Origin of the sequence: Nonomuraea rubra (genome assembly GCF_014207985.1) — a bacterium.
Classification (GTDB): Bacteria; Actinomycetota; Actinomycetes; order Streptosporangiales; family Streptosporangiaceae; genus Nonomuraea; species Nonomuraea rubra.
The window spans coordinates 6,895,929-6,921,134 of sequence record NZ_JACHMI010000001.1; the positions used below are offsets into that span (position 1 = coordinate 6,895,929).

General features: G+C 70.6%; 24 protein-coding genes and 1 pseudogene. 15 read left to right on the forward strand and 10 right to left on the reverse strand.

Annotated elements, in window-relative coordinates:
* Positions 1–668 precede the first annotated feature (668 nt).
* From HD593_RS31495 to HD593_RS31505, 3 genes are all read left to right on the forward strand, one after another.
* Positions 669–1,829 carry a M28 family peptidase gene (locus HD593_RS31495; protein ID WP_246546811.1) on the forward strand — a complete coding sequence of 387 codons (1,161 nt, stop codon included), beginning with the start codon at positions 669–671 and terminating at the stop codon, positions 1,827–1,829.
* Positions 1,826–2,941: an ABC transporter substrate-binding protein gene (locus HD593_RS31500; protein ID WP_185105606.1), complete on the forward strand. Its 1,116-nt coding sequence runs from the start codon at positions 1,826–1,828 to the stop codon at positions 2,939–2,941. Before HD593_RS31495 ends, HD593_RS31500 begins: the two co-directional genes overlap by 4 nt.
* 96 nt (positions 2,942–3,037) lie before the next feature.
* On the forward strand, positions 3,038–6,169 hold the full coding sequence (locus HD593_RS31505; protein WP_185105607.1) for a S8 family peptidase: 3,132 nt from the start codon (positions 3,038–3,040) through the stop codon (positions 6,167–6,169).
* Positions 6,170–6,342: 173 nt separating this feature from the next.
* On the opposite strand, the gene HD593_RS31510 is transcribed toward HD593_RS31505, so the two are convergent.
* From HD593_RS31510 to HD593_RS31520, 3 genes are all read right to left on the reverse strand, one after another.
* Entirely contained in the window at positions 6,343–6,489 is a 147-nt protein-coding gene (locus tag HD593_RS31510) for a hypothetical protein (protein ID WP_185105608.1), read from the reverse strand.
* A 475-nt stretch (positions 6,490–6,964) separates the two neighbouring features.
* Positions 6,965–7,600: a response regulator gene (locus tag HD593_RS31515; protein WP_185105609.1), complete on the reverse strand. Its 636-nt coding sequence runs from the start codon at positions 7,598–7,600 to the stop codon at positions 6,965–6,967.
* Positions 7,588–8,232 (reverse strand): sensor histidine kinase, encoded by a 645-nt coding sequence (locus HD593_RS31520; protein ID WP_185105610.1) that lies wholly within the window; start codon positions 8,230–8,232, stop codon positions 7,588–7,590. The genes HD593_RS31515 and HD593_RS31520 overlap by 13 nt, the downstream gene beginning before the upstream one ends.
* A 386-nt stretch (positions 8,233–8,618) precedes the next feature.
* Here HD593_RS31520 and HD593_RS31525 point away from each other — a divergent pair, with 386 nt between their 5' ends.
* The 7 genes and pseudogenes from HD593_RS31525 to HD593_RS31555 form a co-directional block, all read left to right on the forward strand.
* Positions 8,619–8,918, forward strand: a complete 300-nt coding sequence (locus HD593_RS31525; RefSeq protein ID WP_185105611.1) for a hypothetical protein — start codon at positions 8,619–8,621, stop codon at positions 8,916–8,918.
* 258 nt (positions 8,919–9,176) lie between these two features.
* The gene (locus tag HD593_RS31530; RefSeq protein WP_185105612.1) at positions 9,177–9,512 is read left to right on the forward strand and encodes a hypothetical protein; all 336 of its coding nucleotides are present in this window, start codon (positions 9,177–9,179) and stop codon (positions 9,510–9,512) included.
* A gap of 122 nt (positions 9,513–9,634) precedes the next feature.
* Positions 9,635–10,141, forward strand: a complete 507-nt coding sequence (locus HD593_RS31535) for a hypothetical protein (RefSeq protein ID WP_185105613.1) — start codon at positions 9,635–9,637, stop codon at positions 10,139–10,141.
* A gap of 80 nt (positions 10,142–10,221) precedes the next feature.
* Positions 10,222–11,121, forward strand: coding sequence for a hypothetical protein (locus tag HD593_RS31540; RefSeq protein WP_185105614.1), 900 nt, complete (start codon positions 10,222–10,224; stop codon positions 11,119–11,121).
* Between the two features lie 221 nt (positions 11,122–11,342).
* Positions 11,343–12,161 carry a serine hydrolase domain-containing protein gene (locus tag HD593_RS31545; RefSeq protein WP_312904460.1) on the forward strand — a complete coding sequence of 273 codons (819 nt, stop codon included), beginning with the start codon at positions 11,343–11,345 and terminating at the stop codon, positions 12,159–12,161.
* A 376-nt stretch (positions 12,162–12,537) separates the two neighbouring features.
* The gene (locus tag HD593_RS31550) at positions 12,538–14,517 is read left to right on the forward strand and encodes a SpoIIE family protein phosphatase (protein ID WP_185105615.1); all 1,980 of its coding nucleotides are present in this window, start codon (positions 12,538–12,540) and stop codon (positions 14,515–14,517) included.
* Positions 14,518–14,779: 262 nt separating this feature from the next.
* A pseudogene (locus tag HD593_RS31555) lies at positions 14,780–14,964 on the forward strand (ISL3 family transposase); the annotation flags it as partial.
* Between the two features lie 108 nt (positions 14,965–15,072).
* On the opposite strand, the gene HD593_RS31560 reads toward HD593_RS31555, so the two are convergent.
* Positions 15,073–15,915, reverse strand: coding sequence for an Lrp/AsnC family transcriptional regulator (locus tag HD593_RS31560; protein WP_185105616.1), 843 nt, complete (start codon positions 15,913–15,915; stop codon positions 15,073–15,075).
* A gap of 191 nt (positions 15,916–16,106) precedes the next feature.
* On the opposite strand from HD593_RS31560, the gene HD593_RS31565 reads away from it, so the two are divergent.
* On the forward strand, positions 16,107–17,483 hold the full coding sequence (locus HD593_RS31565; protein WP_185105617.1) for a sensor histidine kinase: 1,377 nt from the start codon (positions 16,107–16,109) through the stop codon (positions 17,481–17,483).
* Between the two features lie 153 nt (positions 17,484–17,636).
* On the opposite strand, the gene HD593_RS62045 is transcribed toward HD593_RS31565, so the two are convergent.
* From HD593_RS62045 to HD593_RS31600, 6 genes are all read right to left on the reverse strand, one after another.
* Positions 17,637–18,194: a DUF4406 domain-containing protein gene (locus HD593_RS62045; RefSeq protein ID WP_246546814.1), complete on the reverse strand. Its 558-nt coding sequence runs from the start codon at positions 18,192–18,194 to the stop codon at positions 17,637–17,639.
* A gap of 190 nt (positions 18,195–18,384) precedes the next feature.
* Entirely contained in the window at positions 18,385–19,083 is a 699-nt protein-coding gene (locus tag HD593_RS31580; protein WP_185105618.1) for an SDR family oxidoreductase, read from the reverse strand.
* Between the two features lie 13 nt (positions 19,084–19,096).
* Complete coding sequence (locus HD593_RS31585; RefSeq protein WP_185105619.1) at positions 19,097–19,795, reverse strand: NADPH-dependent F420 reductase; 699 nt, start codon at positions 19,793–19,795, stop codon at positions 19,097–19,099.
* On the reverse strand, positions 19,792–20,871 hold the full coding sequence (locus HD593_RS31590; protein WP_221525086.1) for an LLM class flavin-dependent oxidoreductase: 1,080 nt from the start codon (positions 20,869–20,871) through the stop codon (positions 19,792–19,794). Before HD593_RS31590 ends, HD593_RS31585 begins: the two co-directional genes overlap by 4 nt.
* Positions 20,872–20,960: 89 nt before the next feature.
* Positions 20,961–21,524 carry an NADPH-dependent FMN reductase gene (locus tag HD593_RS31595; RefSeq protein ID WP_185105620.1) on the reverse strand — a complete coding sequence of 188 codons (564 nt, stop codon included), beginning with the start codon at positions 21,522–21,524 and terminating at the stop codon, positions 20,961–20,963.
* A 231-nt stretch (positions 21,525–21,755) separates the two neighbouring features.
* Entirely contained in the window at positions 21,756–22,178 is a 423-nt protein-coding gene (locus tag HD593_RS31600; protein ID WP_185105621.1) for a winged helix-turn-helix transcriptional regulator, read from the reverse strand.
* A gap of 196 nt (positions 22,179–22,374) precedes the next feature.
* On the opposite strand from HD593_RS31600, the gene HD593_RS31605 reads away from it, so the two are divergent.
* The 4 genes from HD593_RS31605 to HD593_RS31620 all read left to right on the forward strand — a co-directional run bounded on the left by HD593_RS31605 (position 22,375) and on the right by HD593_RS31620 (position 25,199).
* Positions 22,375–22,995 (forward strand): TetR/AcrR family transcriptional regulator, encoded by a 621-nt coding sequence (locus HD593_RS31605; RefSeq protein WP_185105622.1) that lies wholly within the window; start codon positions 22,375–22,377, stop codon positions 22,993–22,995.
* Positions 22,996–23,046: 51 nt separating this feature from the next.
* Positions 23,047–23,967: a LysR family transcriptional regulator gene (locus HD593_RS63660; RefSeq protein WP_185105623.1), complete on the forward strand. Its 921-nt coding sequence runs from the start codon at positions 23,047–23,049 to the stop codon at positions 23,965–23,967.
* 147 nt (positions 23,968–24,114) lie between these two features.
* Complete coding sequence (locus tag HD593_RS31615) at positions 24,115–24,837, forward strand: SDR family NAD(P)-dependent oxidoreductase (protein ID WP_185105624.1); 723 nt, start codon at positions 24,115–24,117, stop codon at positions 24,835–24,837.
* Entirely contained in the window at positions 24,834–25,199 is a 366-nt protein-coding gene (locus HD593_RS31620) for an SgcJ/EcaC family oxidoreductase (protein ID WP_185105625.1), read from the forward strand. The genes HD593_RS31615 and HD593_RS31620 overlap by 4 nt, the downstream gene beginning before the upstream one ends.
* Positions 25,200–25,206 lie beyond the last annotated feature (7 nt).

Genomic DNA, 25,206 nt, shown 5'->3' on the forward strand with positions numbered 1-25,206 from the left:
CGTGGGCTCGGGATGATTCTGCCATCGCGCATAGAAGCGGTGGGACTGCGACACATCCACCGCTCGGGCAAGTAACGGCGCCCCTCCCACTCCAGCGCGCCCGAGCGTGGGTAGTCCCAGAACGTCGATGGCCACGGCGTGCACCTCATCCAGCGACTTCCCCGAGTATCCGAGAAGTCCCACAGCATCGAAGTGAACCTGCTGGTCGCCGACCACGAGTTCGCGATCGCGCTGCGCAACCTTCGACGGTGATTAGATTGCCGTCTATCTTGACGAGCTTCTAATCAGCGTGCCAGGATGGCCATTGTTTAGAAGTTCATCGAAATAAGGGGAAAGGACCGCAAGATGACGCAAGAGACGCGTGGGGGCTTCATCGGCAACCCGGCCGAGGCATTCGCTCCGGCGGCAGCCGGAGGTTGTTGCGGTGCCCCCGCCCCGCAGGCCGTCTCGCCGGCCGGAGGAGACACCTCCGCAGGCTGCTGTGGCGACCCGGCACCCGTCGCGCAAGCAAGCGAGGGCGGCGGTTGCTGCGGCCAGGCACCGGCCTCGAGCCGGGAGCAGGCGGTTACCGCCACCGCGGCATGCTGCGGATGACGTCCTCCAGCCCGGTGCCGGCGCGCTCCACGCCGGCACCGGCGTCCGCCCTGGAGCAGCTCTCCTCCGCACACATGCTCGCCACCGTGCGGGAACTGGCCGGCGATCGCTACGCCGGGCGGCGTGTGGGCACGCCCGGCGGCCGGGCCGCCGGCGTCTGGCTGGCCGGCAGCCTTCGCGAACTGAACGCAGAACCCGAGACGATGCGCTTCCCCGTTTCCGGCGTGCGTGAGTTGTATGAGACGCCGGTCCTGCAATGGCGGATCGGCGGGCAGCTGAGACGCTTGGAACATCGCCGGGACTTCGTCGAGCACCTCGCGTCGGCCGAGTTGCCCATGGCACGTACTGCTCCCCTGGCCACGATCGAGGACGCCGACCTGCACGGCCGCTGGATACTGGCAGGTGCCGAGCAACTGGGACAGGCGTGCGAACGGGCCGCAGCAGGCCAGGCAGCCGGGATTCTCACCACGCGCGGCACCGATGCCGAGGGCTGGATGCCCAAGATGATCGCGGGGCCGGCCGTTCAGCCCGTGCCGATCCTGGCCTTGCGTACCGACCTGCACCAGCAGCTGTCCGGCGCCTCCCGTGACGCCGCAGTGCAGGTGACGGCATCGATGCCGATGAGAGTGGTCTCCACCGGCGGGATCAACGTCGTGGGCCGCCTGCCGGGCAAGGCTCACCCCAACGGCACCACGCGAGTGCTGCTGACCGCGCACTTCGATGGCGTCGGTGACGATCCGGCGCGCCGTCTGCCCGCCGCTGCCGACAACGCCTCCGGCGTGGCCGTCGTCCTCGAGGCCGCCCGGGCCTTGGTGACGGTTGGCATCCCAGACGGACTGGACGTGCGGGTCGCGTTCCTGGACGGGGAGGAAGCAGGGGCGCTGGGATCAGCGCACCACGCCGCGGCCGTCCCGGCAGGCACGCTGGTGATCAATATTGATGGGGCGGCGCAACTTCACGAAGCCGCCTCGGTCGAGGCGGGTGGTCCCGCCCATGCTCTTCTGGCCACTCTGGACCAGGCCGCTCGTGCAACCGGAGTGCCTCTGCGGGCCGGCGCGATGGCCTCGGACAACCGCCGCTACGCCGCAGCAGGGCTGGCGGCGATCGGCATCGGCATGGGCATGCCCGGCTACCAGACCCCGGCGGAAACCCCGGACCGCGTCGAGGAGGACACCCTCCTCGCGGCCGCCCGCCTGCTGATCGCCACCGTCCTGGGACTGGCTTCCCCTGGATGACCTGCCTGCCCGGTCCGGTTACGGAACGCACCGGGCAGGACGAAAGACAGCTCACCCTGGCCACCCCGCGCGACCTCGTCGCCGGGCCGGAAGATCCCTACTACGCCCACCAGACGTTACGGGTGTGGGAGCCGCTGGTGACGGTGGACGACAAGCTGCGGCCCGTCCCTGCCCTGGCCGCGTCCTGGGCCTACAGCATGGTGCAGCCGCCGAAGGCGTTCACCGGCTCGGGCGGCTTCGCCGGCAAGCCGATCGGCACGGGCCCGTACACGCTGGCGAGCTGGACCAGGGGCCAGCAGGCCGTGCTCACCGCCAACCCGCGCTACCACGGCGCCACCCCCGCCTGCGACACGATCGTGGTCAGAGTGATCCCGGACGCCAACGCCCGCGTCGCCGCGTTGCGGGCCGGCGAGGTGGACGGGCTGATCGACAAGGGCGCGCTGCCGGCCGGCACCGCCACGCCGGGCGCGGGCTTCCTGCCGCCGGTCTTCGGCGACCTCGCCGACCCCGGCATCCACGCCGCCCACGATCCCGCCCGAACACGTGAGCCGGTGGCCGCCGCGGGAGCGCCGGCGCGGCCCGTCACCATCCTGACCTCCTCGGCCGGGACCGGCGAGCCGGCGGATGGACGGGTTCATGCCACGGTCTCCAGAAGGGTGCCGTTGTCCAGGGTCACCGCGTGGCCGCCTGGTGGACGGTGCCGGGCCGGTGGGCGATCACCAGGCAGGTGCGGCCTCGCCGCACCTCGGACAGGGCCTGCTCGGTGCGCGTCCACGTGCGAGGTGGCCTCGTCGAGCACCAGGACGGGGGCGTCGCCAGCAGCGCCCGCGCGATGGCCCGGCGCTGCCGCTGCCCGCCCGACAGCGTCGGCCGCGCAGGTTCTCGGCGACCGTGCCGTGAAGGAGGCAGGTGTCCACGACTTCCACGGCGACGTCGCCGCGATCGAGCTCGAGATGATTCGACAACCAGGGCGTGTTCTGCGTCGGCAAGTCCACGCAGAAGCTGGTCGACGAGGTCTACGGCGAGTTCGAACTGCTCGGGCGACATCGAGCTCACCGACGAACCCGCGGGCCGGGCAAGGCAGGAAGCCAAGGCTCAGACTCGCACCTTGACTGCACCCGTGTTCTTTTTGTTACCAAAGTGCAATGTGATGCTTTTGTGACAGGTTCAGGCTTTGATCAGCAACCCTGTTCCTACCGAGGTGATCAGTGAAGAAACGCCTGCTTCTCACCGCGCTCGCGTCCGCGGGCCTGGTGCTTCCGTTAGCCGTGACGCCGGCGATGGCGAACACGGAGCCCGCCCGGCCCGACCGCTTCCAGCATCTGGACGGCGCGTTCGGCTACACCGGCTTCAAGCCGGCCACGCTGGATCCCGCCCGCCGGCTCAAGGTCCTCATCCAGGTGGAAGGCGCGCCGGTCGGCGACGCCGCCGCCGACGCCGCCGAGGACGGCAAGACGGTCGACCGGCCCGCCCTGCGCGCCGGGCTCCGCCAGAAGCAGCACGACGTCGAGAAGAAGGTCCAGGCCGAGGGCGGGACGGTGCTCACCGCCTACACCGACAGCTTCAACGGCATAGCCGCCTCGATCCCGCGCCGCAGCCTGCCGGCGATCCAGCAGACCCCGGGCGTCCTCTCGATCCACCCGGTACGCACGTTCAAGCCGGACAACAGCGCCGGCGTCCCGTACATCGGCGCCCCGCAGTCCTGGCAGGACCTGGGCAAGACCGGCACCGGCATCAAGATCGCGGTCATCGACAGCGGGATCGACTACACGCACGCCAACTTCGGCGGCCCCGGCGATCCGGCCGCCTTCGAGGGCAACAACGGCACCGTGATCGAGCCGGGCAGCTTCCCGACGGCGAAGGTGATCGGCGGCTACGACTTCGTGGGCGACGCCTACGACGCCAACGACCCCGCCTCGGTGCCCCAGCCCGACCCCGATCCCCTGGACTGCGACGGCCACGGCTCCCACGTGGCGGGCAGCTCGGCCGGCTTCGGGGTGAGCGCGGACGGCAAGACCTACTCGGGCCCGTACGACTCCACCACCCACACCCAGACCTTCAAGGTCGGGCCCGGCGTCGCTCCGGCCGCCTCGCTGCTGGCCTACCGGGTGTTCGGCTGCGGGGGCTCGGCCAGCGAGGACGTCATCGTCTCGGCCATGGAGCGGGCGCTGAAGGACGGCGCCCACGTGGTCAACATGTCGCTCGGCTCGCCCTACGGCCGCGTGGACGAGCCGTCGGCGCAGGCCGTACGGACGCTGACCCGCGCCGGGGTGACCGTGGTCGCCTCCGCCGGCAACTCAGGGCAGAACGCCTACCTCGTGGGCGCGCCCGCCATCGCGCCGACGGCCATCTCGGTCGCCGCCCTCGACGCCGCGCGCGCCCAGCTTCCCGCGGCGAAGATCGCGGTGGACGGCACCGAGATCGTCGCGCAGAACTCCAACGAGGCGCCCCTGCCCTCGGGCAGCCTGCCGATCGCGGTGCTGCGCACCAGCTACCCGTCCGGGCCCCTGTCGCTGGGCTGTGACCCCGCCGACTACGCCGCCTACCCCGGCGGGGTGTCGGGCAAGCTCGTGATCACGCTGCGCGGTTCCTGCGCCCGGGTCAAGCGGGCCATCCTCGGGCAGAAGGCCGGCGCCGCCGCGGTGGCGATGGTCAACACCGACACCGCCTACCCGTCGCTGGAAGGGCCGATCACCTCCGACCCGGACACCGGGGAGGCGTACACGGTCACCATCCCGTTCCTCGGCATCAGGAGCACCGACGGCGCCGCCGCCGCGGGGCTGGACGGCAGGAGCACCACGCTGGCCGCGCTGACCGTGCCCAACCCCAGCTACGCCCGGCTCGCCTCGTTCACCTCCGGCGGCCCGGCCAACGTCGGCAGCGCGCTGAGGCCGGACGTGACCGCGCCGGGCGTCGCCGTGGTCTCGACCGGGGTGGGCACCGGCTCCGGCCCCGCGACGATCTCCGGCACCTCGATGGCCTCCCCCATGGTCGCCGGCGTGGCCGCGCTGACCAAGCAGGCCCATCCGGCCTGGCGTCCGAACCAGATCAAGGCCGCGATCATCAGCACCGCCGACGCCACCTCGAAGATCGCGGGTCACACCGCCAGGGTCGCCGGTTCCGGGGTCGTCGCCGCCCGCCAGGCGGTCGGCGCGTCCGTGATCGCCGAGGGCAGGGACGGCTCGGCCAACCTGTCGTTCGGCCTGAAGCCGCTGACCGGCGCCTACCGGCAGAGCGAGTCCTTCACCATCCGCAACACGGGCCGGCACCCGGTCACCTACGACCTGGCCGCCGCCTTCTCCGGCGAGGCCTACGGCGCGCAGGTGTCCGTCTCCCCCAAGACCGTGACCGTGGGCCGGAACAGCGGCCGCGACGTCCGCGTCACGCTGTCGCTCAGCGCCCAGGCGGTGGCCGCGCTGCCCGCGGCCGAGGCCTCCAACTTCGGCACGGTCGTGCACATCCAGGGCGCGGTCACCGCCACGCCCCGGGCAAGCGCCGAAGGCGTCCACCCGCTGCGGGCGGCGTTCCTGCTCGTCCCCGACGCCGAGTCCGAGGTGCGCTCCTCCCGGCCGGGCCGGTACACCGCGGGGGACGGCGGGCTCGTCACCTCCGTCAACGTACGCAACCACGGTGTGCACGCCGGCGCCGCGGACGTCTACGCCTGGGGCATCACCGACGCCGACGACGTCAAGGGTGCCGAGGACTCGATGGACATCAGCGCGGCAGGGGTGCAGACGCTCCCCGGCCCGGCTCTCGGAGGGGCCGACACGGACCGGGCGCTGGTCTTCGCGGTCAGCACCTCCGGCCGCTGGTCCAACGCCGCGACCAACGAGTTCGACATCGCGATCGACTCCACCGGCGACGGGGCGCCCGACCACATTCTGGTCGGCGCGGACTACGGCCTGGTGACCACGGGCGATCTCGACGGGCGGTTCGGCACGTTCGTCTTCAAGGCCGACGGGACGCTCGTGGACGCGTGGGTCGCCACGGCCCCGATGAACGGCGGCACGCTGCTCATGCCGGTACTCGCCTCCCAGGTGGGCCTGGCCGAGGGCGCCTCGCGCTTCACCTACGCGGTGACAGGGTTCTCCCAGGTGCCCGACGGGCTCGTGGACGAGACCGAGTCGGCGGCGTTCGACGCCTTCGCCCCGGCGATCTCCACGGGCGCGTACGCACCGCTGGCCCCCGGCGCCTCCGCCACCATCCAGCTCACCGTCGACCAGGCGCGGCTCGCCGCCACGCCGGCGAAGGGCTGGCTGGTCGTCAGCCTGGACGACCGCGCCGGCCGGCAGGAGGCCGACCAGGTCGGCTTCGGCAGGCTGCCCGCCGTACAGCCATGACGACCTCCGCCGTACGGCCGTGAGCACCCGGGCGCTCATTCCTGAACGTCAGGAATGAGCGCCCTCTTCGATCAACCTGCCGGGACGGCGCGCCCAGGGTGACCGGCGGGCCGTGCTCGAAGCCGACCGGCCACGAGACGGGATCAAGGGCTCAGAGTGGCTGTCGAGCATCGTCAGGACGGCCCGAACGGCACCACCAGGTTCGGCAGGCCGTAGCCCGGCGACACCCGCCCCCGCCCGAGGGCGAGCCCGTGCGCGTGCAGCGTACGTTCCGCTTCGTCACGGCTCCGGGCCGCGAGCACGACGTGATGGATCTCCACGGCGCCCCGCAGATCTCAGTCGGAGGCTTGGTGATGACGGCGGATCTGCTCAGTCAGCAGCTGGTCCTGCCGGGCCGCGCCGCCCAGGCGTAGTAGCTCTGGCTCGACCCACCCAGCCTCGCCTCCATCGACAACCTCATCCAACGCATAACTGACAAAACAAACCCAACATGGCGATTCACACAACTCGCAATCAACCACAAACTCCGCTTTTCAGACACCCTCTTACATGGCCACGGACAGGCCATCGGATGTTGCCCCTGAAGAAGTGACCTGGACGAGGGCGCTCGAACGGTGGAGGGTCTGCGCGATGCGCTGATTCGCGGCCGAGCCGCGAAGCACGCGGGCACCGGGCAGATCAAGGCCGGCCAGCCTTGAAGTCGATCGCGACACCGCTGTCCGCCGGACCACAGGGAGTCTCCGCTCCCCCGGAGCCTCCTGCGCCGCCTCGGTCATCTTGAACAAGGGGAACTCATCAGAGTGATTTCAGGTAGGCCAGGACGGCCAGAACCCGGCGATGATGCTCCGTCGAGTCCAGGATATGAAGCTTCTGGAAGATTGAGCGCATGTGAGCCTCCACGGTGCGCTCGGCGATGACCAGGCGGGTGGCGATGGCGGTGTTGGAGTGCCCCTCGGCGACGAGGGCGAGGACGTCGCGCTCGCGCTCGGACAGGCGCGCGATCTGTGTGTTCTGCGCCTGGATCAACGCCGCCACCACCTCCGGGTCCAGGGCCGAGCCGCCGTCCGCGACTCTGATGAGGGCGGCGAGGAAATCGTCGACGCGCAGCACCCGGTCCTTGAGCAGATAGCCGAACGCCCCGGTGCTGACCAGCGGCACCGAGTTGGCCGTTTCGACGTGCTGGGACAGCAGCAGTATGGGGAAGCCGGGCAGTTCCCGTCGCAGGAGCCGGGCTGCCTGTACGCCGTCGTCGGTCATCGTCGGCGGCATCCGGACGTCGATGACCGCGATGTCGGGCCGATGGGCGCGAACCGCGTCGACCAGGGCACGGGCGTCGCCGACGGCGGCGACCACGTCGTGGCCGGCGTCCTCGAGCAGCCGGACGATGCCCTCGCGGAACAGCGCCGAGTCTTCCGCCACTACGACACGCACGGCATGACCGCCTCGATGGTGGTGCCCTCGTGCGACGCGCTGGTCACCGAGAGGGTCCCGCCGACCGCGCCGACACGATCGCGCAGGGTGGTCAAGGACAGCTGGGACGGGGCAGAGCCGATGCCGTCGTCGGTGACGGCGATGTGCAGGTGCTCCTCGGCCTGGCGCACGCGTATGCGGATGCCGGTCGCCTGGGCGTGTTTCAGCACGTTGGTCATCGCCTCGGCGACCAGGAAGTACGCGGTGGCGGCCACGACGTCGCTGGTCTCCACCGTGCCGGCGCGCAGGTCGACCGGCAGGGCGCTGTGTGCGGCGAGCCGGCGCAGCGCGGCGACGAGCCCGTCGTCGAGGCTGGCGGGGCGCAGGCCGTGTGCGAGCCTGCGCAGTTCGCCGACGGTGTCCTCCAGCCGGTTGACGGCCCGGTCCAGTTCGATGGACAGGGGGTCGGCCGGGTCGAGGTTGCGCTGGGCGGAACGGAGCTGCATGCCGACCGCCAGCAGGTGCTGCTGCGCACCGTCGTGCAGGTCGCGTTCCAGCCGTTTGCGTTCGGCGACCGCGGCTGACACCAGGCGCCGCCGGCTCTCGGACACCTCGGTGAGAGCCCTGCGCAGGCCGAGGCGTAACCGGCTCACCTCGATCGGCAGCGCGGCCGCGGAGACCGCGAGGCGGACGCGTCTGAGCTGGCGGGCGGAATTGGATGGCCACGGCCACCGCGGATGGCACGAGCACCACGATGCCGAGGAGAAAACCGTCATAGGCGGTGGGCCCCGCCCAGCCGAGCGTGGTGATCGCCCAGCTGCCCGCCATGAGAATCACGACAAGCCCGGCGGCCAGGACGAGCCATCGCGTCTGCAGGCGGACTCGCTCGTCACCGCGGCGATAGCGAACCACCACGGCGCTCACACTGACGACCGCCACCAGGAGCAGCACGGCCAGCGCGACCATCATCAGCGGCATCCACATCCCCTGCGGCACCGCGATCGGCGAGCGCACCACCGGCGGCGGATCGTAGTGGTTCATGGTCAGCGTCATCGCCACCGTCACGCCGAGCGCGGACAGGGGCACCGCGGCCGCCGCCAGCCGCCACCGCCTCCCGGGCAGGAGGCCGTCAGGGAAGACCAGCAGCAGGATCAGGAACCCCACCACCTGCCACGACCAGATCGTCCCGCTCCACCAGGCGTCGCGCCCCCAGGCCTCCAGCGCGGGCACGCCCAGCATCGACACGGCGATCCCCGCGAGCGCGCCCGACGCCGGAGTGGCGGGCGCCCGGATCGCGACCAGCCAGCCGAGCGCCAAGGGCACCAGCCCCAGCAGGTAGACGGCGAACGCCCAGCCGCCGATCCCCGCGACGGCCAGTCCAGTCCATGCGCCGACGCAGGCGATCGTCGCCGTCGCCATCCACCAGCGCATGCGGGTCACGGCGACATTGTCCACCGCGGGAGGCCGTCCGGGCATCAGTGCCAGCACCTACCGGCCGGCACCGAGCGGAATTCAGCGCTGGCGTCGATGTGGGGCCCAGATCACTCCGGAGACAGTGGACGTGTTCCGATCCGCCGATTCACCAGGGAGACACACCTTGATCGCCATCGTCGTCGTTCTGCTGGCCCTGCCGATCGGGCTGCTGATCCGTGATCGGCTCGGTGCCTACCTCGCATTCTCCGTTGTCTTCGCCCAGGTCTACACCTTCCAGACCGGACTGCTGGTCATGGAGTGGACCAACGGCGCCACCGCCGCCTTCCCGCGTAGTGACGCACAAGAGCTGCTCGACGGCAGCCTCGGCTATCTGGCCTTCACCTCGACGGTCTGCCTCGCCGGCTTCGGGCTGGTGACGCTGGCCATTGGCTGCGCGACCGCCGGCGCCAGTCCGCCGCCGAGGTACGGCTCGATCGCTGATCAGCCACCCACGACCTAGGAGCTCGACCGCACCCGCACCGGGAAATCCTCCCGGCCGCCTGGCCGCGCACTCCCTCGTCACGAGGAACGACGGCACCGCACGCTCATACTCTGCCCACCCTTCACCTCTGGAGAAAGCACATGGACAAGCGTTCACCCGCCGTGACCGGGTTCATCGCGGCGGCGCTCCTGGCCTCGCCCACCCTGCCCGCCGCCGCCACCGCGCACTCCTCTCCAACCGCTCAAGCCACCGCGTCGGCGTTGACCTGGGGACCGTACTACTCCCCCGGCGGCAAACGCGCCAAGGCGTTCGGCACCATCACCCCGATCGGCGAGGACCACGAGACGCTGCCCTCCGCCGCCACGCTGACGGTCTCCGGAACGGTGTCCGACCTGACCAGGGGTTCCGCCTGCGGGTGGGCGGTGTTCGGCATCGCCACGATCAACGCCGCCGGCACCCGGGTGGCCTGGACGCATCACCCCGTCCGCACCTGTGCCTTCCGCGCCGCCAGGAAGTTCTCCTTCACCTACCACCGCGTCTACCAGGTGGATCTGAAGGTCTGCTCCGAACGCCGGGCGGGCAAGCCCTCGATCCAGTGCACCGCCGGCAACCCCGCATGGCGGACCCTCTACACCTCCCCGCACTAACCCCTCTGAGCCTTCCCACGCCGACCCCCACGGCATCCACCGCACCGGCCCGATCATCCTTCACCCGAGAGGACCGTTCCATGAACACGATGATCCGCAGGACCGCCGCCGTCGGCATGACCACGGCCGCGCTCGCCCTCGCCGCCGCCGTCCCGATGGCGGCCCCCGCAGTGGCGGCCGGAGACACCACCTCGCCATCCGCCGTGACCGCGTGGACGGCGCCACCGTTCGTCTCCTACCACGCGATCAGCTCCGCCCAGCAGAGCGCCCGGTTCGCCACCCTGCGAGCGAAGGGCTACCGGCCGATCACGGTCAGCGTCACCCTCGACGCCGCCGGCCGCAGCCGCTACTCGGCGACCTGGTCGACCTCCGGCCGCGCCCTCGGCGGCGACCTGCCCTGGGCCTTCTACCAGGACATGTCCCCCAGCGGCTACCAGACGCGCTTCGAACAGCTCGCCGCCCAGGGCTTCCAGCCCGCCGTGGTCAGCGCCACCGGCACCGGCACCGGCGCCCGCTTCGCCGCCATCTTCGTGAAGAAGCCCGGTTCCCCGTTCATCGCCAAGCACGGCATCACCGCCGCCGAACTGCTCAGCACCTCCCGCACCGCCCGCGCGCAGGGACTGATCCTCACCTCGGTCGACGTGTACGGCACCGCCGCCGCCAGACGCTACGCCGCGGTCTGGTCGGCCAACCCCGGCCGGGTGAACTGGCTGGTCAAGGTCGGCCTGTCGCAGGCACGGCACGAAGCCGAGTTCAAGCGCCAGGTGGCCAAGGGCTACCGCGCCGCGGCCATCACGATGAGCACGACCGGCCAGTACACCACCGTCTGGCGCGACGACAAAGCCGGCCCCTGGTACTCCTACGTCAACATGACCGCCCCGGTCTACCAGAGCCGGTTCGACGAGCTCGGGGCCAAGGGCTTCTACCCGGTCCACATCAGCACCGAGCTGGGCCGATACGCCGCCATCTGGACCCAGTGAGGATCACGCCATGCAGCGCTCCGTCAAACTCGCCCTCCTCTGCGCGGCCGCTCTGCTGGGCCTGCCCCCGGTAGCCGCCGTCGCCACGTCGGAGAGCCAGGCTCCGGTCCAGGAACGCATCCGGCACGCCCTGGACAGGTGGATGTACGCCAACGGGGTCAGCAACGCCGGCCTCGCCGTGATGCGGGACAACACTGATCGGCCACTACGGCCGCAACTCGATCGGCGCCGAGTCCCCCACCAACGTCGCCTCCCTGTCGAAGGCCATCACCGCGGTGTGCGTCACGTCCCTCGTGGACAAGGGCAAGCTGACCTTCAACACCCCGATCGCCGCCCTCCCGGGCTTCCAGAAGAAGACCGGGCCGTGGCCCCGCGGCTCCGCCAGCAGCATCACCGTGGGACGCCTGCTCCGGCACACCAGCGGCATCACCTTCGACCCCACCCAGTACGGCATGTCCTTGCTGCCCAAGACCTCCACAGCGGAGCGGGTGCTGATCCGCCGTGCCCTGTCCCGGCCGCTGGGCGCCACGCCGGGCACGAAGGAGGTCTACAACAACGTCAACTACGCCATCCTCGGCGCTCTCATCGCGCACGTCAGCGGCGAGTCGTACGAGAAGTACTGCCGCCGCGAGGTGCTGGTCCCGCGCGGCGCGCCCACGGCCAGGATCGGTCCGGGCACCCGAGCGATGGGCGCGTTCGGCGGATGGGAGATCTCCGCGGCCGAGTACGCGAACTTCGCCCGTGCCTTCGACCGCCGCTCCACGTTGCTGAGTCCCGCGGGTCACCAGTTCATCGACGCCTTCGCCGTCCCGGGCAGGGCCACCGCCGCGCTCGGCGTCTACGTCGTACGCACACCTGGCGGCCGCAACGTGTTCCACCACGGCGACTGGCGCTCGGTGAGCACCCGGCCACGCGAGTTCAGCGCCTTCTTCGCCCTGTGGGACAACGGCGTCTCCGTCGTGGTCACCTACGACAAGCGCCTCACCGACGACGCCCGGCGCTCGCTGGACAACAGCCTCCGGCAGGCGGCGTACGCCTGAGATCACCGGGCCGGGCCTGGATGGCGCCATCCGGGCCCAGCCTCGTCGTGGCACTGGAGCGCCGGCCAGCTGGCTGTCGGACGTCTTGCCGACTCGCGGCGAGACGGGCCGCTGCTTTCGTACCGAGCGGGAGTACGGCGAATGGGTCACGGGGTGTGCGGGGCTGGTGCGCGCGAGCACGCACGGAGCATGCACGGAGCACGCGACCGCTCAACGGCCGCGAGGCATCGCATCGCCCTATGTATCACGACAAACCTTGGTCAAGGTGTGAATAACTGCAGGTAGATGCGGCTAATCTGAGAGGTTCTGGCAGCGAACTCATCCGCCACCGGAGATGGGTGATGGCATGGAGGCAGCCGGCAGCGTCAGTGGAGGGGTGACTCCAGCGGTCGCCGTTGCCGACGGCGCGGGCACGGTGATCGGCTGGACCGAGGCCGCCGAGGAGCTCACTGGCTACTGCGCCGCCGACATTCTCGGCCGCCCCATCGGTACGCTCCTCCCGCTCGACGGCCACGACCGCGGCGGCGAACGCGCGGACCTGCCCCGTACGGGATTGACGGAGGTGCGGCGGCGGGACGGCGAGGTGGTCATGGTGCGCGCCGAGGCCGCCCCCCTCTCTCTGGGCGACGACGCCGGGGGCCGGCAGGAATTCTGGCTGGTGTCGGCGATCCCTGCCGCCACCGACGTGGCCACCGGCACCGGTCCCCTGCTGGAGTCGCTCATGAGCAGCTTCCCCGTCGCCATGGCCATCTGGGACAGGAACCTGCGCTGCGTCTGGTTCAACGAGGCGGCCGAGCAGCTCAGCGACGGCTACCCGTACTACCGGATCGGCCGCTCCCTGGCCGAGGTCGTTCCGGGGATCGACACGCAAGCGCTGCAGGACGCGATGCGCGAGGTGCTCGCCGACAGCCGGCCCACGATCGATCGTGAGGCCCGCTGGTCCCACGGGGATCAGGAGCGGGAGCTGTCGGTCTCGCTGCTGCCCTTGGCGGGCGCGGACGGCCGGCCGCTGGGCGTGTGCTCGGTGGCTCTGGATTTCAGCAGCAGCAAGGCGCGTGACCACCTTGACCTGCTGCGCGAGGCCAGCGTCCGGCTCGGGAGCACGCTGGACGTCATGGAGACCGCCCAGGAGCTGGCCGAACTGGCTGTTCCGGTCCTCGCTGACTACGTGACCGTCGACCTGCCGGAGGCGATGCTGCCTGGCACAGAGCAGCTGCAGCGGCCGGCCGCGGCAGAGGCCGGCATCCCCGTCTTGCGGCGGGCCGGCGTGGCCTCGGTGCACGACGGGGCTCCCGAGTCGCCCTGGAAGCGCAAGGAGACCGTGTCCGTGCCGCCGGGATCCCCGTTCATGGAGGTCCTGCACTCGCGCCGGCCGCACCTCGAGCGCGTGCTGGACACCTCGCCCGGCACCTGGCTGGATCTGGACCCCGACCGGGCGCGGACCACCCACGCCACCGGCATGCACTCGCTGATCGTCATTCCCCTCCAGGCGCGCGGCGACGTGCTCGGCGTCGCGACGTTCGCGCGCACCTCCAACCCGGCGCCGTTCACCGGAAACGACCTGCTGCTAGCCGAAGAGCTGGTCATGCGGGCCGCGCTGAGCCTGGACAACGCACGCCGCTACACGCGCGAACGGATGACCGCCCTCGCGCTCCAGCGCGACCTGCTGCCGCACGACCTGCGCGGAACCGGCACCGTCGAGGTCGCCTCGCATTACCTGCCCTCCGACACGCACGGAGGAGTAGGAGGCGACTGGTACGACGCCATCCCCCTGCCCGGCGACCGGATCGCCCTGGTCGTCGGCGACGTTACCGGGCACGGCATCAACGCCGCGGCCACCATGGGACGGCTGCGCACCGCCGTACGCACCCTCGCCTACCTGGACCTGCCACCAGACGAGCTGCTCACCCACCTCGACCACCTGATGGCGAAGGAGGCCCGCGGCTTCGACGCCACGGCCGCTACCTGCCTCTATGCGGTCTATGATCCGCAGTCCGGCCGCTGCACCATGGCCGCGGCCGGGCATCCGCCACCGGCGATCGTGACCCCGTCCGGCGACGTGACGTTCCCGGCACTGCCCGCCGGCACCCCGATCGGCGTGGAGCTGGGCGCCTTCCAGTCGCACGACCTGCACCTGCCGGCCGGGACCCTGCTGGCCCTCTACACCGACGGCCTGATCGAGACGCGGCAGGCCGACCTCGACGCGGGCATGGCCAGGCTCGGCGACGCCCTCGCCCACGCGGCGCCGCAGTCGCTGACGCTCGAGCGCATGTGCACGGCCGTGATCGGCTCCATCGTGGGCGACGCGCCCGCCGAGGACGACATCGCCCTGCTCATGGCCCGCATCCGAGCATGACCCCCGGCGTGCCGTCCGGCCCGCGCCCACCGTGCTCGGCACGGTGGGGTCTGTTCGCATGACGTGCCTGACCGCCCTCCAAGCGGCTGACCAGCCGGGCCGTTGACAACCCGCCGTCCCGATGACGACCGGCCCGGGCAGAAGCCGTTCCCGATGGCGGGTGCGGCGCCGACGGCGCCGCGGCGATCGACGGATGCCCGGCCGAGGCGATCAGTCGTCACCTCCGCTGCTGGCACCGGCACTGACGCGGCTGATCAGGGGCCGGCTCGACGGCATCCGGGTGGTCGGCGCGGACGAACATCTCTGGCGTCACACCCGTAAGGGCGACAAGGACGTCACCGTGATCACCGATCTCACGCCCGTGCGTGCCGCACCGGCCCAGCCAGGTTGCCGGACATGGTCGAGGATCGCTCCAAGCAGGCCTTCCACGTCGGCCTGTCGGTGAGGACGGCCCCACCAGCCGCCATCTGAGCGGTCGCCCGCAGGCGGGCAGTGGCCGGGCTGCGCGGGAGGCGATGATCGTGTCGGCGAGGCGTGGGCAGGGAGAGCCGAGTCTCAGGAGAGGAAGGTGCCCACCCGCTTGACGGTGCGGATCACGGGTGCGGTCTCCAGCTCGCGCACGCCGTGGAGTGGCGCCACCCGCTCGGTGAGGTAGCGGTAGAGGTCGTGCGTGTCGCGGCAGGTCACACCGGCCATGAGGTTGGTGGGGCCGGTGGTGGCCGCCACCACGTCAGCCTCGGGGCGGGCGGCCATGGCTTCGCCGACCGAGGCCAGGGCCGAAGGCTCGACCTTCATCCACAACCAGGCCTCGGCGTGGAAACCCAGGGCCTGCGAGGAGATTTCGACGTCGAACCTGAGCGTGTCGCTGGATCGCAGTTCGCCGAGGCGGCGTCGCACGGCCGTCTGCGACCATCCGCCGGCCGCCGCCAGCACGCCGTACCCGGCCCGCCCGTCCTGGGCCAGCACGCGCGCCATGGCGTGGTCCTGCGCGCTCAGAAAGACCTCCTTCTCGTACGGCAGAGCGGGCCGGATCCGCTCGGCCTGCTCGTCGGTGAGTACCGCGACCCGGCTGCGCCACCCGGCGAACACGTGCAGGGTCGCGTGCGCGGACATGGCCACGATGCGCGGGGTCCGCGGCAGCTTCTTCAGCAGCAGTTCGTCGCCGTCCTGGTCGCCGCCCGCCTGGACCCCGCAGGCGATCTCGGTGCCGCCGGACAGCAGGCGGACCCAGACGGTGTCGTCGCGCCGGGCGATGGCCTCGGCCACTCGGCCGGCCGCATCCGGCGTGCACACGAGCCGGACCGACCAGGAGATACGGCCGAAGCGCCGGCCATCGAGCAGGCCGACCACGCGCAGGACGCCGGCCTCGCCATGCCCGGTCGGAGTCCCATCCATCATGGGCGTGGCACTTCGTCGGCCGGTGCCGGCTGCCACTGTGGCGTTCGAGCACGTCACTGCCAGGGATGCGGTGGTGCCGGGCCACCCACGGCCCGTCCACCGGGGATACCTTTGGACGCCGCATACCGAATGGATGCTTGTCGGGTCCGGGGCCGTCCTGGCGGGTGTGTTTACCTGACAGGGGGACGATCATGAACGCCTGGAACCACTTCTCGATCACCACTCGCGTCACCTTGTTCACGGCGACCGCGGCGGCGTTGTTGTGTGCGCTTCTGGCCGCCACGGTGATGATCGCCATCCATCGGTACGCCACCGAGCATCTCGTGGCGGAACTGGCCGCGGCCGGCGGCAAGATGGCGTACAAGGTCGAGAACGACGGATGGTCCTATCCGCTGGTCGAGCATGAGGGCCGTAACGTCCAGGTGGTCACCCCCACGGGATCGGTCGCCACGTCGACGCCGACGCTCGTGGGCAAGCCGGTCATGGCCGCCTTCGTCCCCAAGGACATGGAGATCGCCATCGGCGAGGTCTGCGGCGGCGTTTTCCCTCCCGGCCGGTGCGAGCAGGTGGTGGCGCAGCCGGCCTACCGAGACGGGCAGAATTGGGCGATCTATACGTCCCTGCCGTCGGTTCCCTGGTACGTCGAGCCGTGGCTGGCCGCAACGGTGGTCGGCGGAGCAGCGTTGCTGGCGCTGGCCATCGTCGGGCTCGGACGGGGGATCGTCATCGCCTCGCTCAGGCCGGTCAACGCCGTCAGGGCGGAGCTCGACAAGATCACGGAGACCTGTCCCGAGCGACGTGTCGCCATGCCGCAGAGCCGGGACGAGATCCGAGACCTGGCCGGCAGCGTCAACCAGACGCTCGCTCGTCTCCAGGCCGCGATGGAGCAGCAGCGCACCTTCACCACCGACGCCTCTCACGAGTTGCGCACCCCGATCGCCGCGATTCGCGCCGAGGTCGAGGACGCGCTGTACGCGCCCGAGGACACCAGCGTCAGCAACGTGGGCAACGCCATCTTGCCCAGCCTTGACCGGCTTGAGCGCATTGTGGGAGATCTGCTGACCCTGGCCCGGCAGCACCAGGAAGACGTTCAGTGCGAACCCCAGCAGATCGACCTCGCCCAACTCGTGACCACGGAACACGAGCGGCGCGCGGAAACCGACAAGAGTGTCGAGACCATCCTCGAACCCTCTGTCATGGTCATGGGCAACCGGCAGAGGCTGGCGCGGCTGCTGTCGAACCTGCTCGACAACGCCGAGCGGCACGCCGACCGCGCCATCACCATCCAGGTACGCCAGGCCCCCAGCTCCAAGCGCGACCTGCAGCGCTTCCCGCGCGGGGTCGCGATCCTGGAGGTGATCGACGACGGACCCGGCATCGATCCGGACAAGCGCGAATTCGTCTTCCAGCGCTTCGCCCGGCTGGACAGCGCCCGTGGCAGGCTCGCCGGGGGAACCGGTCTCGGCCTGCCCATAGCACGGCAGATTGCCGAGCAGCACGGCGGCTCTCTGAGCATAGAGGACAGCGCTCAGGGCACGCGCATCGTCCTGCGCCTGCCCATGGCGTGAGCCACGCGAACGCCGACCACTTCGCTCCCGAATGCTCCGCCTGACCCGCGGATCACCAACCTTCAACAGGGAAGTTGTCGTGCCGGCCGAAGCCACCGCGAGACGGTCAGGCGGCGGGCTGCCGGCCCTGGTCGTCGAGGTGGCGACGGGCGGTCAGGCGTCAGGGTCGACTTCGGGGTGTGTGAACCGCACGGGCTTGCCCAGCGACCGGGCGTAGGCGATTTCGGCCCGGGTGCTGTCTCCGATGTAGTCGCCGACCACGAGCACCTCATCAGCGAGCCGGATCTTCGCCCGGTGCAGCTCGTCGAGTCGAGCCTTCAGCGCCTCGGCCTCGACAGGATCGGACCGAAGTTCGTGCGGCGACTTCATGTCACAGCCCGGTTTGACGACAATCCTGCCGGCTTTGGTCTCCCGCAGATCGGCCTCGTTCATCTCGGTCATGAAGCGGGTGGAGCCGCAGATCACGACGATACCCGGGAGGCTCAACAGCTTCTTGCTTGAGATCAGGCGGCCGCCCCAGGTGCCGCGGGCGAAACTGTGCCGCTGCACGAGGGCGCGTTGGGTGGGGTTGGGATGATCCCAGGTCTCGTAGTCGCCCGGTTCCCAGCGGCGGTGCGGGGCGAACATCACGCGTACTCCGGCCTTCCGTGCGGAGGCGATCGCGGCGCGCAGGTTGTCCAGCAGCCCGGCCTGCCCCGCTACGGCCTGCACGCGCGGCCAGACCTTGCCCCCTCCGACAAGAAATCGTTGTACGGGTCGACCAGCAGCACGGCCGTGCGACGAGGCTCATACGCCTGGGTCATGGCTGCGTCGCCCGAGGAAAGGTCAGGATCGCCTCGGAGCCGCCGCGGGACGGGGCGACGAGCGGTGCTCGTGTAACCGGCCGTGGCCGGCCACCGCATCAGGGCTCGGGCGGCGCTTCGACCGGCTTCGACAGTGCCGCCTTGATCTCGCGGGTCCGCTCGTCGGCCAGGACTTCGAGCTGGTCACGGATCAGCGCGTCCATGGTCAGCTCGGCCACCGTGGCGGCGTCGATCTTCGGCGCGTCGGTCCAGGCGCTGAGATCCGTGTCCACGAAACCCGCGTGTACGCCGACCACCAGGGTTCCCTGCCCGCTCAGCCCCTTGCGCAGGGCGTCCGTCAGTGACCACTGCGCGGCCTTCGAAGCCGCGTAGCCGGGCAGCTCCGGCCGGCTGGACCAGGATGCGAGCGACAGCATGTTGACCAGGGCTCCCCCGCCGTTGCGGGCCAGGATGGGAGCGAAAGCGCGAGCCACCGCCCAGGTGCCGAAGTAGTTGACCTCCATCGCCTGGCGGGCACCCTCGAACGTGCCCTCCATCAGCGTGGTGCCCGCGCCGCCGACCCCCGCGTTGTTGATCACGATGGAGACGTCACCCGCGATGGCCGCGGCCGCGGCCACGCTCCGCTCGTCGGTGACGTCCAGCCGTACGGGTACGACGTCGGAATCCCGCACGCCGCCCGGGTCGCGGACGCCGGCGTACACCTTCTTCGCACCGTGGTCGACCAGCGCGCGGGCGAACGCGCGGCCGATACCGCGGTTCGCGCCCGTCACCAGAGCGGCCGATCCCTTGATCTCCATCTTTTCCTCCTCGCTACGCAGGTGTCATGCCCCGTGCGTCGAGCACCTCCCGTCCGCGCCGCGACTCGGCGAAACGGTCGAGCATGGCGCGCAGTCCGGCCGCCTCGACGTTCGCGCCGAACGGCTCCGTCCCCGGCTCCATGCGCACGCCCTCGGCGAGCGGGCCGGCGATCACCGGATCGAAGCCGAGCGCGTTCACGATCGAGGCGGCCACTTCGACGTCGTCCGGGTCGTCGCCGGCGACGGCGATCGCGCGGCGGCCGGGCGCGCCGGCGGGACGGGCGCTCTCTTCCAGGTCGTGGTAGCCCATGTGGTTGAACGCCTTGACGACCCGGGCATGAGGCAGGAACGCCTGGACGATCTCGCTGGAGGACGTACGCGGGTCGGTGAGGTCGTCACGCGCCCCGTCCACGTCCTGCCAGTAGTTCATCGCGTCGAGCACCAGCTTGCCTCTCAGCGCCTCGGCGGGGACGTTGCGATACATGCCCAGCGGCAGGGCCAGCACCACGACGTCCGCCTCGGACGCGGCCTCCACGGCGGTCACCGCGACCGCGCCGGGCGTGACGATCTCGACGAGAAGGGAGATCCGCGCGGCCTCCCCGGAACCCGAGATCAGGACGCGGTAGCCGGCCGCGACGGCGAGGCGGGCCAGGACGGTGCCGACCTTGCCGGCGCCGAGGATGCCGATGGTACGAACGTCGCCGGGTCTCATGCTCGCTCCAGGCTGCCAGCGGGCTCCGCGGCCAGCAGCTCGCGTACCCGCGGGGCGACCTCGCGGCCGAGCAGCTCGATCGTGCGAGCGCGGGCGTCGCGGGGAAGGTGCATGATGTCGTACTTGAGGTCGAAGCGGCTCAGGTGGAGGTCACGGGCCATCTGGACGATCTTGCGGGCGACCGTCTCCGGCGATCCGACGAAGAGCGCGCCGTGCTCCAGCTCGGCTTCGTACCGCCGGCGGTCCGGCGCGTAGAAGCCGCGCTCGGCCGCCAGCGCCTGGACGACGGGCTGCCAGTACCGCCACCAGGTCTCCGCGGCCTGCTCGTCGGTGTCCGCGACGAGACCGAGCGAGTGCTGGCCGATCGGCAGCCCGGGGTGGCCGAAGCGTTCCAGCGCCGTGAGGTACAGCTCGACGTTCCTGGCGAAGCGCTGGGGTCGTCCGCCGATGATGGCCATCATGAGGGGCAGGCCGTGGCGGGCGGCGCGCAGCACCGAGTCCGGGCTGCCGCCCACCCCGATCCAGGTGGGGATGCCTCCCGGCCGCATGCGGGGGTGCAGCCGCTGCCCGGTGAGCGGCGTCCGCACCGTTCCCGACCAGGTCACCTCCTCCTCGCGCTCCAGCCGCAGGAAAAGATCGAGCTTCTCCTCGAACAGCCGCTCGTAGTCGGCCAGGTCGTAGCCGAACAGCGGGAACGACTCCGCTGCGGAGGCCCGGCCGAGCACGATCTGCGCGCGGCCGCCGGAGACCGCGTCGAGGGTGGAGAACTGCTGGTACAGCCGGACCGGGTCGTTCGTGCTCAGGACCGTCACCGACGTGCCCAGCCCGATGCGCCGGGTGGCGGTGGCGATAGCGGCGAGCAGCACCGGGGTCGCGGAGTCGTTGTGCCCCTCCCGGTAGTGCTCCCCCACGCTGAAGACATCCACCCCCGCCGCCTCGGCCAGCCGGGCCTCCTCCACGAGCAGGCGCACGGTCTCGTCGTCGCCGAGCACCCGTCCGCCGTCCGTCGCCACCTCCCCGAACGAGTTGAGCCCCAGCTCGAAGCGTGGGGGTTCGATCCTGTCGTCGTTGGTCACGGTTTTCCCCTGCTTGCATCGTGGGTGTGGAGTGCGGAGATCGCCGCGCCGGCCGGGGAAGCCTGGGACCGGCCCCGGCCGGCACGGGGTCAGGCGGCCTGGCGCAGCGGGGCCAGGGCGCGACTCCAGGCGATGACCTCGTCCAGCATGGTGGTGAGAGCCGCCACCTGGTGCTCACCGGCCGCGAGCGTGCTGAAGTCGCGGAAGTCGGTGAACAGGGACAGGGCCACGTTGGTGCGTACGTCGGCGAGCTTCAGCTCGCCGCCGATCAGCCGCAGGTGCTCCGCCGCCCGGGCACCGCCGACGCTCCCGTAGGACACGATGCCGAACGCCTTGTGGTTCCACTCGGCGAACAGGTAGTCGATCGCGTTCTTCAGCACACCCGAGGTGGAGTGGTTGTACTCCGGCGTCACCATGACGAAGCCGTCATAAGAGCCGATCTTGGCGGCCCACGCCCTGGTGTGCTCGTTCTGGTACTGGCCGTAGGCCGGCGGCATGGGCTCGTCCAGATGCGGGAGCGGGTAATCCAGCAGGTCCACGAGCTCGAAGACGGCGTCGTTGCGCCGGGAGGCATGCTCCAGCACCCAGCGCGCCACCTGCGCGCCGTTGCGGCCGGGGCGGGTGCTGCCGAGGATGATGCCCATACGGATCATTGCGGGGTCCTTTCAACACGGATGCGGCTTGGGAGCCAGGAGTTGCCGCCCGGTGCCGGGAGAGGCCCGGTCAGGGCAGGGTGAACCGCGAGCTCTCCACCGTGACGGCGTGAGGGATCCGCGTTCCTCGCCTTGCCGCCCAGGCCGGCGGCGGCTTCCCCGTATTGACTACACGGCGATGATCGGTAACTTCAATTGAACCCAGGTCACATGAAGTGAACCGGCCGGATCTCAGCCGAGATCGTCGGTGTCGAGGCCGGCCGCCTGGTCGAAGGCATGGCGGTTGGCGCGGATCGTGTCCTGGTGGTCGGCCGCCCACCGGGTGAGCGCCAGGACCGGCTCGGACAGCGTGCGCCCGAACGGAGTGACCTCGTACTCGACCCGGGGTGGGATCTCCGCGTAGACCACCCGCTTGACGAGCCCGTCCCGCTCCAGGTTGCGCAACGTCAGGGTCAGCATGCGGCGGGAGATGCCGGGCGCCGTCCGCAACAGGCCGGTGAAGCGCATCGGCTCCTTGTCGAGCAACCCGATGAGGATCAGGCTCCACTTGTCGCCCACCCGGTCCAGCACGGACCGCAGAACATCCGGGTCGTGCTCCAGACACGTCCGGCCCAGCGAACGCAGCACCCTGTCCGCCTCAACCTGGTGCGACATGGCCCCCGCCTCCTCCGTCACCCGAAGGTGACCAAGTCACGTGCTCATAACGGTTATCGAAGAGTACATCAGTAAGCAAAAGTAACCTTCTGCGGAGCGTCGCCGTGATCGTGCCGGAGATCCGGGCCGGCGCCGGCGTGGCCGTGGTAGCCGACCGGTCAGGTATTCGGGAGCCGCCGGGTCGTACGCTGGTGGCATGGGACGGACCAGCGATGCCAGGGAGAAGATCCTCGACGCCGCGCGCACGCTCATCGAGCTGCGCGGCTACTCCGCCTTAGGCGTAGCGGAGATCTGCAAGGCGGCCGGCGTGCCCAAGGGCAGTTTCTACTACTTCTTCGCGTCCAAGGAGGCCCTCGCCCTGGCGGTCATCGACGAGCACTGGGCCGCCCAGGAACGCGACTGGAAGCGGATCCTGAGCGGTCAGGCGCCGCCGTTGCAGCGGTTGCGGCGGCTGTTCGAGGCGACGGAGGCCACCATGCGCACCGGGCAGCGCAGCTGCGGCAGCGTCGCGGGGTGCCTGTTCGGCAACCTGACGCTGGAGCTGAGCAACCAGACCGAGGCCATCCGCGTACGGCTGCAGGAGATCTTCGACGTGCAGGTCGAGATGATCGAGGCGGTCATCGCCGAGGCCGTCGCGCGGGAGGAGGCCGGCGTGTCCGATACCCGGCAGGCCGCGCGGTCGGTGGTGGCGCAGTTGGAGGGACAGGTCCTGTTCGCCAAGCTGTACAACGACCCGCAGCGGATGGGCGCCCTGTGGGCCGGCTGCCTGGCGCTGCTCGGCGCCGACGCGCCCGGCGAGGTGGCCGCCGGGCTCTGACGTGCTCCGCTGGTAGCCGCAGCCTCCTACGTGGCCCAGTAGCATGACGGAGTGGAGCTGCGTCAGCTGCGATACTTCGTCGCGGTCGCCGAGGAGCTGAACTTCGGCCGTGCCGCCGGGCGGCTGCTGATCGCCGGGCCTTCGCTGTCCCAGCAGATCAAGGCGCTGGAACGGGATCTGGGTGTGCGCCTGTTCGACCGGGATCGCCGTTCGGTGTCGCTCACCCCGGCCGGGGCCACGCTGCTCGCGGACGCGCGGGCTCTGCTGGAGCGTGCCGACGAGCTGCGCCACCGGGCCCGGCGGCTGTCCGGCTCCGAGCCGGTCCGGCTCGGCTACGTGAACTGGCTGCCGCCGGACCTGGGCGCTCGCACCGCGGCGGTGGCGCAGGTGCACCTCGACGCGTGGGTGGCGCCGTCCCACACGCAGGCGGCCCGCGTCGCCGACGGCGGTCTTGATCTGGCGGTTTGCTGGGTGCGCGCCGCCGACCTGGCGGAACGCGGGCTGCGCGCGCAACTCATCGGCGCCGATCGGCTGTATGCGGTAGCCACCGGTCACGACACCGGCGACGTCTCCGCCCGGGAGACCGCGATCCTGCTCGATGACGACGTCACGTCCTGGTCGTCGTGGAACGTCTACGCCGAGGAACTGGCCGCCCGGACCGGGGCGCGCGCCGTGCGCATCTCCGACGGCGGGATCACCGGTCCGGCCTTCTTCGACCACGTACGCCGCTGCCGCCGCCCGGTGATCAACTCGCCCAAGGGCCAGGCCGCGCCGCTGCCGCCGGATCTGGTGCGGCGGCGGATCGTCGCGCCGGAGGTCTACTGGACGTGGTCGCTGGTGTGGCGGCGAGGAGAGGATCGCACCTCGGTGCTCGACGTCGTGGAGGCCCTGCGCGCCGACGGCCACTTCGGCATTCACGACCCTGGCTCCTGGCTGCCCGAGGACGACCCGCACCGGCGCCGACGTCTCTAGGAGCCTGAGGCTCTCAGCTGAGAGGATGCCGGTCCTGGCTCCACCGGCATGGAGCCTGGCCTTCCCCGCGTTAGCAGCCTACGTTGGCACACGGATAGACGACCGATCGTCTATCACGATGATCGGCACGCAGGAGAAGGGTTCATCATGAGCATTCAGCAGCAGCAGCGGGTCGCTGTGGTGACGGGGGCGTCGCAGGGCCTCGGTGCCGGAGTGGTGGAGGGTTACCGCAAGCTGGGTTACGCGGTGGTCGCGGTCTCCCGCACCATCGCCCCCTCCGCCGATCCCCACGTCGTGACCGTCCAGGGCGATGTGGCCGACCGGGCCACCGCCGAACGCGCGGTCACCGCGGCCGTGGAGCGGTTCGGCCGCCTGGACACCCTCGTCAACAACGCGGGAATCTTCATCGCCAAGCCGTTCACCGACTACACGCTCGACGACTACACCGCCGCGCGCGGGGTGAACCTCGACGGCTTCTTCCACATCACCCAACTGGCCATCGCCCAGATGCTCGAGCAAGGCAGCGGCCACGTCGTCACGATCACCACCAGCCTGGTCGACAACGCCGACGGTCGCGTCCCATCCGTGCTGGCCTCACTGACCAAGGGCGGCCTGCAGTCCGCCACCAAGTCCCTGGCCATCGAATACGCCACCCGCGGCATCCGGGTCAACGCCGTCTCACCCGGCACCATCAAAACCCCGATGCACCCACAGGAGAACCACCAGACCCTGGCCGCACTCCACCCCATCGGCCGGATGGGCGAACCCAGCGACATCACCGACGCCATCCTGTTCCTGGAGAACGCACCCTTCATCACCGGCGAAATCCTGCACGTCGACGGCGGCATGAGCGCCGGACACCGATCATGAACACCAGCACCGAAGCAGCGCTCCAGGACATCCTGGACCGGTGGAAGGCCGGCGTCGACGCACACCGGCCGCAGCAGGTCGCCGACCTGTTCACCGAAGACGCGATCTTCCAGGGGCTGCGCCCCTACAGCGTCGGCCGGCCCGGCATCGCCGCCTACTACGACTCCCAGCCGCCCGGCCTGGCCGCCCACTACCGCATCGTCGAGACCCGGACCCTCGCCGACGACCTCGTCCTCGGCTACCTCGCCGTCGACTTCACCTTCACCGACCGGCGCACCCTCCACGTGTGGCTGAGCGTGCTCGTGAAACGAACAGAAGACGGCTGGCAGATCGCCCACTACCAGGTCTCCCACCTCGACTGAGAACCAG

Excerpts from the sequence above, each read along its gene's own strand:
- HD593_RS31495 (WP_246546811.1), top strand. The coding sequence starts at position 669 with ATGCTCGCCACCGTGCGGGAACTGGCCGGCGATCGCTACGCCGGGCGG.
- HD593_RS31500 (WP_185105606.1), top strand. The coding sequence starts at position 1,826 with ATGACCTGCCTGCCCGGTCCGGTTACGGAACGCACCGGGCAGGACGAA.
- HD593_RS31525 (WP_185105611.1), top strand. The coding sequence starts at position 8,619 with ATGGTCAGCGTCATCGCCACCGTCACGCCGAGCGCGGACAGGGGCACC.
- HD593_RS31535 (WP_185105613.1), top strand. The coding sequence starts at position 9,635 with ATGGACAAGCGTTCACCCGCCGTGACCGGGTTCATCGCGGCGGCGCTC.
- HD593_RS31540 (WP_185105614.1), top strand. The coding sequence starts at position 10,222 with ATGAACACGATGATCCGCAGGACCGCCGCCGTCGGCATGACCACGGCC.
- HD593_RS31560 (WP_185105616.1), bottom strand. The coding sequence starts at position 15,915 with ATGATGGATGGGACTCCGACCGGGCATGGCGAGGCCGGCGTCCTGCGC.
- HD593_RS31565 (WP_185105617.1), top strand. The coding sequence starts at position 16,107 with ATGAACGCCTGGAACCACTTCTCGATCACCACTCGCGTCACCTTGTTC.
- HD593_RS31580 (WP_185105618.1), bottom strand. The coding sequence starts at position 19,083 with ATGGAGATCAAGGGATCGGCCGCTCTGGTGACGGGCGCGAACCGCGGT.
- HD593_RS31585 (WP_185105619.1), bottom strand. The coding sequence starts at position 19,795 with ATGAGACCCGGCGACGTTCGTACCATCGGCATCCTCGGCGCCGGCAAG.
- HD593_RS31595 (WP_185105620.1), bottom strand. The coding sequence starts at position 21,524 with ATGATCCGTATGGGCATCATCCTCGGCAGCACCCGCCCCGGCCGCAAC.
- HD593_RS31600 (WP_185105621.1), bottom strand. The coding sequence starts at position 22,178 with ATGTCGCACCAGGTTGAGGCGGACAGGGTGCTGCGTTCGCTGGGCCGG.
- HD593_RS31605 (WP_185105622.1), top strand. The coding sequence starts at position 22,375 with ATGGGACGGACCAGCGATGCCAGGGAGAAGATCCTCGACGCCGCGCGC.
- HD593_RS31615 (WP_185105624.1), top strand. The coding sequence starts at position 24,115 with ATGAGCATTCAGCAGCAGCAGCGGGTCGCTGTGGTGACGGGGGCGTCG.
- HD593_RS31620 (WP_185105625.1), top strand. The coding sequence starts at position 24,834 with ATGAACACCAGCACCGAAGCAGCGCTCCAGGACATCCTGGACCGGTGG.